This window comes from Selenomonas sp. CM52, from assembly GCF_000292955.1.
GTDB lineage: Bacteria > Bacillota > Negativicutes > Selenomonadales > Selenomonadaceae > Selenomonas.
In genome coordinates, this window is record NZ_ALNM01000016.1 from 1 (window position 1) to 7,655 (window position 7,655).

Sequence of the window (7,655 nt, forward strand, 5' to 3'; positions counted from 1 at the left end):
TCTATATGACGGCAGGAGCGAATAAGTTCCTGCGCATCTACTACGGGCGCGTAAATGAGTATTTGGCAAGCCTTTCCAAAGAACAAGAATAGCATTTCACTACCGTCCCTTTGGTCGGCGCTCCTGCGGCGACCTATTTGTGTTGCTCAAATTCCACTTGCCACAACTCCTCATCTTTTTTCATCTAAGGGCTTGACTTTTTATTTGCAGGCTTAATAAGGTGCATCAGAAGAGGCAGCCCTGCAGAGCTTCGGAATTACGACGGTGCGGTCGGCGAGCGTAAAGCTTCGCCGCTGCGAACAATTTTTCAAAAAGCCTATTGACACGCTAGGAAAAACGATGTAGTATATAACATATCAAACAGATATGAATTACATATATTTGACTTTAGGGAGGAAAAGATCATGGCAAAAATATACGAAAGCATTACGGAACTCATCGGCGGCACGCCGCTCCTGCACGCGAAGAATTTCAGCGCGAAGCATGGCGTCGAGGCGACGATCCTCGCGAAGCTTGAGTACTTCAATCCCGCAGGCAGCGTCAAGGATCGCATCGCGCAGGCGATGGTCGAGGAGGCGGAGAAAAACGGCGATCTGAAGCCCGGCTCTGTCATCATTGAGCCGACGAGCGGCAACACGGGCATCGGCCTCGCGAGCGTCGCAGCGGCGCGCGGCTACCGTGCCATTCTCACGATGCCCGAGACGATGAGCGTCGAGCGGCGCAACCTCTTGAAGGCGTACGGCGCCGAGATTGTCTTGACGGACGGCGCGAAGGGCATGAAGGGCGCGATCGAGAAGGCGGAGGAACTTGCGAAGGAAACGCCGAATTCCTACATTCCGTCGCAATTCACGAATCCTGCTAACCCCGCCGTACACAAGAGGACGACGGGGCCTGAAATCTGGGAGGCGACGGAAGGCAGGGTCGATTATTTTCTTGCGGGCGTCGGCACGGGCGGCACGGTGACGGGCGTCGGGGAATACTTGAAGAGCAAGAATCCGAACGTGAAGGTCATCGCCATCGAGCCGGAGAATTCGCCCGTCTTGAGCGAAGGCAAGGCCGGTCCGCACAAGATTCAGGGCATCGGTGCAGGCTTCGTGCCCGAGACGCTCAATACGAGCGTGTACGATGAGGTCATCACGGTGTCGAACGACGACTCTTTCCGCTACGGCAGGGAGTTCGCGCGCACGGAAGGGGCGCTCGTCGGCATCTCGTCGGGCGCTGCTCTTGCCGCCGCCGTCGAGATTGCGCGCCGTCCCGAGGCGAAGGGCAAGACGATCGTGGCTCTCCTGCCCGACACGGGCGACCGCTATCTTTCGACGGATCTTTTCAACGATTGAACGGCAAAGGGCCGGATGCGTGTCGAGATTCCTACGGGAAAAGAGCCGCTCGCTCACGACACGAAAAACTCGTGAACTGTAAACTTGCAAAGCTGTCGTTTCTGTGATAATATAGAAGCGTTTTCAGCAATCTGCCCCCTTGGCGTCCTTGCTCAAGGGGGCTTTTTCGTAAGACGGCACGGGATTTATCCGTGCTTTCTGAGTGGAGAAGGAGGCGGGTAATGGACACGTTGGGCTTTCTCGGCCCTCTGGGTACGCACAGTGAGGCGGCGGCGCTTCATTTGAACGGGCTTCTCGATGAGCCGCGCGAGCTTCTGCCCTTTCCTGCCATCTTTCAGGCGCTTTCGGCGGTGGAGGAGGGGCAGGTGCAGGGAGCGCTCGTGCCGGTGGAAAATTCGCTCGAAGGTTCGGTGAACATCACGCTCGACACCTTGAGTTCGAGCGAAGCCTTCGCCGTGAATTTGGAACTCATCTGGGGCGTGCGCAACGAGCTGATGATGAAGTACCCGAAAACCGAGGTGCGAAGCATCATCTCTCATGCGCAGCCGCTCTCGCAGTGTCGCGCCTACTTGAAGGAGCACCATGCGGCGGCTCGCCTCGTCGCAGTCTCCTCGACGGCGGAGGCGGCTCGCCTCGTCGCGCTGAGCCGTCCTGAGGACGGCTCAGCCGCTATATGCACGGCGCGTGCGGGCGAACTGTACGGTCTTTATCCCGTGGCCGAGGACATACAGGACACGATGGCGAACTGCACGCGCTTCTTCCTTGTTGAGCGTGCGGGGAAAAAACCGCCGGCGCTTCGTTTCTCGAATGAGCCTGTGCCTGAGAAGCTCCTGGTAATCTGCCAGATTGACGGCAAGCGCGCGGGCAGCTTGTGCGAGGTTTTGCAGGAGTTCGCCGCGCGCGGCGTGAATATGCTGCGCATCGAGTCGCGCCCCGCACGCACGGAGCTTGGCGCCTATATTTTTTTCTTTGAGTTGGAGGCGGATGCCGACGAGCTTGCCGCTTCGGTGGAAGCGGTGCGCAAAAAGAGCATCTGGCTGCGCACCCTCGGCGCGTTTCCCGTGCTGACGGCTGCGAATTTGAAAGGAGCATCTTTATGGTCATCATTATGAATCCGGACGCAACGGCGGAAAATATCAAGGAAGTCATCCATGCAATCAACGGCGTAGGGCTTGAGGCGAAGATCATGGAGGGCGCACAGCAGAAGATCGTCGGCGTCATCGGCGACAAGCGCCGCATGGGCTCCTTGGCAATCGACGCGATGGCGGGCGTCGAGCAGAGCGTTGCCATCTCCAAGAGCTACAAGCTCGCGAGCCGTGAGTTCCATCCGATGCCGACGGTCGTCGATGTCGGCGGCGTCAAGATCGGCGCGGGAACGCCCGTCGTCATGGCGGGGCCGTGCGCCGTCGAGTCGCGCGAGCAGCTCATGGAGGCTGCCGAGATCGTCAAGAAGGGCGGCGCCGAGTTCCTGCGCGGCGGCGCGTACAAGCCGCGCACATCGCCGTACTCCTTCCAGGGTCTTGAAGAGGAAGGCTTGAAGCTTCTCGCCGAGGCGCGCGAGAAGACGGGACTCAAGGTCGTCACCGAGGTCACGGAGGTCGAGAACGTCGGACTCGTTTCCGAGTATGCTGACGTCCTGCAGATCGGCGCGCGCAACATGCAGAACTTCCGCCTCTTGAAGGAGGTCGGACGCGGTACGAAGCCCGTCATGCTCAAGCGCGGCCTCGCGGCGACGATCGACGAGTGGCTCAATGCCGCCGAGTACATCATGAACGAGGGCAATCCGAACGTGATCTTCTGCGAGCGTGGCATCCGCACCTACGAGACGTACACGCGCAACACGCTCGATCTCAGCGCCGTCGCCGCCATCAAGCACCTGTCGCACCTTCCCATCATCGCCGATCCGAGCCACGGCACGGGCAAGTGGCGCTTCGTGCGCCCGATGGCGTTCGCCTCGATCGCCGCAGGCGCAGACGGGCTCATCATGGAGATGCACCCGAATCCGGCGAAGGCACTTTCCGACGGCCCGCAGTCGCTGACGCCCGAGAGCTACTACGAAGTCATGCGCGGCGTCAAGAAGCTCGCGAAGTTCATGCAGGACGAGAAAATCGAGCCGATGGATATTTAATTTGGAAAAATCTTGGTTTTTCCTTTAGAAAAAATGTGGAAAAGACGATAGAAGAATAGAAACGTATGAGGAAATGGGATGCGTGTTCGTGGGCATCCCATTTTTTATCGTGCGATATGTACGGAAAATTTCTACAATTTCTACGGAGGGGAAAGATTATGAAACTCAAACCGAAGATGCTTTCGGGCGTTGGCGTGCCGCTGCTCGTCGTGTTCATCGTCATGGGGGTCATCATTTACTTGATGGCGAGCGCGGGGCTCAAGGCTGCGACGGAGGTCGGCATGGAGCAGCGCGCCAATCGTTACGCCGAAGAGATCGACGGCAACATTCGTGAGCAGGCGGCTCTCGTATCGGCTCTTTCTGTGAGCTGGTCGGCAGGCATGCCCGCAGGAGCAGATCTGCAGGCAGCGGTCGATGAGTTGGGACGCTGCAATGGCGTCTATGGTTTCCTCGTGGGGCGTCCTGATGGTTCATATACGACGAGTCAAGAGATGCCCGCAGGCTATGATCCGCGCACGCGCGATTGGTACAAGAACGCGGCGTCTTCCGATGGCGTAGTGTTTTCCGATGTCTACAAGAACGCGGCGGACGGCGCGATCATCGTGACGCTGAGCAAGGCGGTGCGCGGCCACGATGGCGAGCTTGTCGCCGTCATCGGCACGGATGTTTCGGTCGAATCCCTGACAGGAATGCTCAGGGACGTCAAGGTTGGCGAGCACGGCTCCATCTTTGTCTTGGGAGATAAGAGCGAGTACATCTATCACAAGAAATTTCAGTTTGACGATACGCCGCTCAACGAACTGGACGGCGGCAAATATAAGGATCTTGCCGCGAAGTTCTTGGCCGACAAGCCGCAGATGCTCGAAGAAGAGTTCGAGGGCGTGCAGAAGTTCTATCAGATGGTTCCCATTCCCTCGACAGGCTGGCATGTCGTCATCGAGGTGCCGCAGTCCGAGGCGTTCGCTGCAGCGACGAAGATGTCGTATGCGATCTTTGTCATCAGCCTCGCGGCGCTCGCGCTTTTGGGCGGCATCGTCTACTATTTCCTCACGGGCATGATTTCGCCGATCAAAGCCTTGTCTGAGACGATGAGCTTTATCGCCAAGGGCGACCTCACGCACAAGTTGCCCGCAAGCGATCGCGCCGACGAGATCGGCGTGCTGCAGACGAGTTCGAGCGAGATGGTCGCGACGCTTCGGAAGATGGTCGAAGGTACATCGAAAGCCGCAGAGCAGGTGTTAGCATCGTCCGAGGAATTGACGGCAAGCTCTACGCAGACGGCGAACGCGTCGCAGTCGGCGGCAGAAGCCGTTGTCGACATCGCCGAGCGCGCGGCGGAGCAGAGCGACATCGCGGAGATGGCGAACGAAGTCGCGCACAACATGGGCGCGCAGACCGCAGACATCGCCAAGGTGGTCGGTGAATCGACGAAGGTTGCTGAGACGACGGCTGAGGCGACGCGCGAAGGCCGCGCTGTGCTGGAAAAGGCGGTCGCGGGCGTCGACAGCCTCGCGGCGAACTCCGTAAAGGTCGGCGAGGCTGTGCAGAACCTCTACGACGGCTCGAAGAATATCGCGGAGATCAATGAGCTCATCACGAGCATCGCGGGACAGACGAAACTTCTCGCCTTGAACGCCGCGATCGAGGCGGCGCGTGCGGGCGAGCAGGGCAAGGGCTTCGCGGTCGTCGCCGACGAGGTGCGAAAGCTCGCCGAGCAGAGCGAGGAGGCGGCGCAGGAGATCAGCGCGGTCATCGGCAAGAACTCCGCGCAGATCGAGAACGCATTCACGCTGACGAAATCGCAGGACGAAGAGGTCAAAGAGAGCGTGGAAGAAGTCCGCGCAGCTGACGAGAAGTTTGCGAAGATCGCTGAATCCATCCGTGCCCTGATTGGGCAGGTCGCGAAGGTCGGGACGATCACGGGAGCGCTCGAAAAGGACTGCAAGAGCACGGTCGATACGGTGCAGAAGGTCAGCGACCTGTCCCATGCCGTGCAGCAGAAGGCGACGGACGTGTCCGCCGTCTCCGAGGAGCAGGCGGCGTCTGCCGAGGAGATCGCAGCCGCGAGCCACACGCTCGCAGATCTCGCGCAGCAGCTGCAGAAGGGCGTGGCGCAGTTCCGTCTGTAGGAACGGGACGGAAAAGTAAATTATGTCGCTTCGCGTGGCGGCTGAACATATCTTCTGAAAGGCTCGCGTGAAAATATGCTTTCGGGCTAAAGATTTTTGCAAAATGCCCGATAAAGAGAATACGGGAGCGCAGGAAAAGGGAGGGATGAATCCTTCCTTTTCCTGTTGCCGAAACCAGTGCGAATAAGAATCTTTATATGGAGGGTAATGAAATGAAGTTGAAACCGAAGATGCTCTTGAGCATCGGCGTGCCCTTGATCATCGTGTTTGCCGTCATGGGCGTCATCATCTATCTGTTGGCAAGTGACGGTCTCAGGACGAGCCGGCTCATTGCCATGACCGAGCGCTCCGGCCACAATGCGGCAATCATCGATGGAAATTTGTTGGGAAAAAGCGAGACGCTGGAAGCAATCGCCATGAGCTGGGCGGACAATATGCCCGAAGGTGAGGCGCTGCAGGACGCTGTGTCACATCTGGGCAGCAGACCGGGCGTCCAGTCGTTCTATATTGGCAAACCCGATGGCTCCTATGCAGCGAGTCAATCCCTTCCTGCAGGTTACGATCCGCGCACGCGCGACTGGTACAAGAATGCGGCAGCCTCCGACAAGGTGGAGATTTCCCCTGTCTATCCGACAGCGTCGGATCATACGAATGTCGTGACGCTGAGTCGCGCCGTGCGAAGGAACGGCGAGCTCATCGGGGTCATCGGCATGAATCTCGCGGTCGAGCAGATTACAGAGTTCCTCAAGGACATCAAGGTCGGTGAGACGGGATCGCTCTTTGTCTTGGGACCGAACAGCGAGTATATTTATCACAAGAAGTTCACACTTGACGATCCGCCGCTCAATGAGCTCGACGGCGGCAAATACAAGGATCTTGCCGCACGCTTCACATCAGATGAAGCGCAGGCTTTTGAAGCGGAATTCCAAGGCGTCAAGAAGTTCTTCCGTTCTGAGCCGATCGGGACGACGGGTTGGCACATTGTCATCGAGATGCCGTTCTCTGAAGCGTTTGCGGCGGCGACGCGTATGTCGTACGCGATCCTTGGCATCAGCCTCGCGGCGCTTGCACTTCTCGGCGGCATCACGTATTACTTCCTCACGGGCATGATTTCGCCCATCGAGATTTTGTCTGAGTCGATGGGCTTCATCTCCAAGGGAGATCTCACGCACAAGCTTCCCACGAGCGAACGCGTCGACGAGGTCGGCGTGCTGCAGAACAGCTCGAGCGCGATGCTCGCGACGCTGCGCAAGATGGTCGAAGACACAGTGAAGGCGGCCGAACAAGTGCTTGCATCCTCCGAGACATTGACGGCAAGTTCGACGCAGACGGCAAATGCGTCGCAGGCTGCGGCGGAAGCCGTCGTCGATATCGCCGAGCGCGCGGCAGAGCAGAACGATATCGTGGAGATGGCGAACGAGGTCGCGCACAACATGGGTGAGCAGACGCGGGACATCGCCAAAGTCGTCGATGCCTCGACAAAGGTCGCAGACGAGACGGGAAAGGCGACGAGAGAAGGCCGCGAGGCGCTCCAAAAAGCAGTTGCAGGCGTCGAGAATCTTGCGGAAGGTGCCGTGAAGGTCGGCACAGCCGTGCAGCACCTCTACGACGGCTCGAAGAACATCGCGGAGATCAACGAGGTCATCACGAACATTTCGGGACAGACGAAACTCCTCGCGCTGAATGCCGCGATCGAGGCAGCGCGAGCAGGCGAGCAGGGCAAGGGCTTCGCCGTCGTCGCCGACGAGGTGCGAAAGCTCGCCGAGCAGAGCGAGCAGGCGGCGCAGGAGATCAGCACGGTCATCGGCAAGAACTCTGCGCAGATCGAGAGCACATTCGCACTGACGAAATCGCAGGAAGACGAGGTCAAGGGCAACGTCGGCCAAGTTCGCGCTGCCGACGAGAAGTTCGCGAGCATCGCCGGTTCTGTTGAAGCCTTGACCGAGCAGGTAGAAAAGCTCACGAAGATTACGGGAGTGCTCGAAAAGGACTGCAAGAGCACGGTCGATACGGTGCAGAAGGTCAGCGACCTGTCCCATGCCGTGCAGCAGAAGGCGACGG

General features: G+C 58.7%; 5 protein-coding genes. All 5 read left to right on the forward strand.

Features of this window, described 5'->3' with window-relative positions:
* Window positions 1-404 precede the first annotated feature (404 nt).
* Window positions 405-1,337: a cysteine synthase A gene (gene cysK, locus HMPREF1153_RS03565; protein ID WP_009645568.1), complete on the forward strand. Its 933-nt coding sequence runs from the start codon at window positions 405-407 to the stop codon at window positions 1,335-1,337.
* 221 nt (window positions 1,338-1,558) lie between these two features.
* Window positions 1,559-2,449 (forward strand): prephenate dehydratase, encoded by an 891-nt coding sequence (gene pheA, locus HMPREF1153_RS03570; protein ID WP_009645570.1) that lies wholly within the window; start codon window positions 1,559-1,561, stop codon window positions 2,447-2,449.
* A complete protein-coding gene (aroF, locus tag HMPREF1153_RS03575) occupies window positions 2,434-3,465 on the forward strand; it encodes a 3-deoxy-7-phosphoheptulonate synthase (protein WP_006193531.1) in 1,032 nt (343 codons plus the stop codon). The genes pheA and aroF overlap by 16 nt, the downstream gene beginning before the upstream one ends.
* A gap of 158 nt (window positions 3,466-3,623) precedes the next feature.
* On the forward strand, window positions 3,624-5,594 hold the full coding sequence (locus HMPREF1153_RS03580) for a methyl-accepting chemotaxis protein (RefSeq protein ID WP_009645569.1): 1,971 nt from the start codon (window positions 3,624-3,626) through the stop codon (window positions 5,592-5,594).
* A 212-nt stretch (window positions 5,595-5,806) separates the two neighbouring features.
* Window positions 5,807-7,655 (forward strand): methyl-accepting chemotaxis protein (locus HMPREF1153_RS03585; RefSeq protein WP_009645571.1); only part of this gene is annotated, 1,849 nt, incomplete at its 3' end.

What these genes read in the sequence shown, in the direction of transcription:
- cysK (WP_009645568.1), top strand. Translation starts at nt 405, where the DNA reads ATGGCAAAAATATACGAAAGCATTACGGAACTCATCGGCGGCACGCCG.
- pheA (WP_009645570.1), top strand. Translation starts at nt 1,559, where the DNA reads ATGGACACGTTGGGCTTTCTCGGCCCTCTGGGTACGCACAGTGAGGCG.
- aroF (WP_006193531.1), top strand. Translation starts at nt 2,434, where the DNA reads ATGGTCATCATTATGAATCCGGACGCAACGGCGGAAAATATCAAGGAA.
- HMPREF1153_RS03580 (WP_009645569.1), top strand. Translation starts at nt 3,624, where the DNA reads ATGAAACTCAAACCGAAGATGCTTTCGGGCGTTGGCGTGCCGCTGCTC.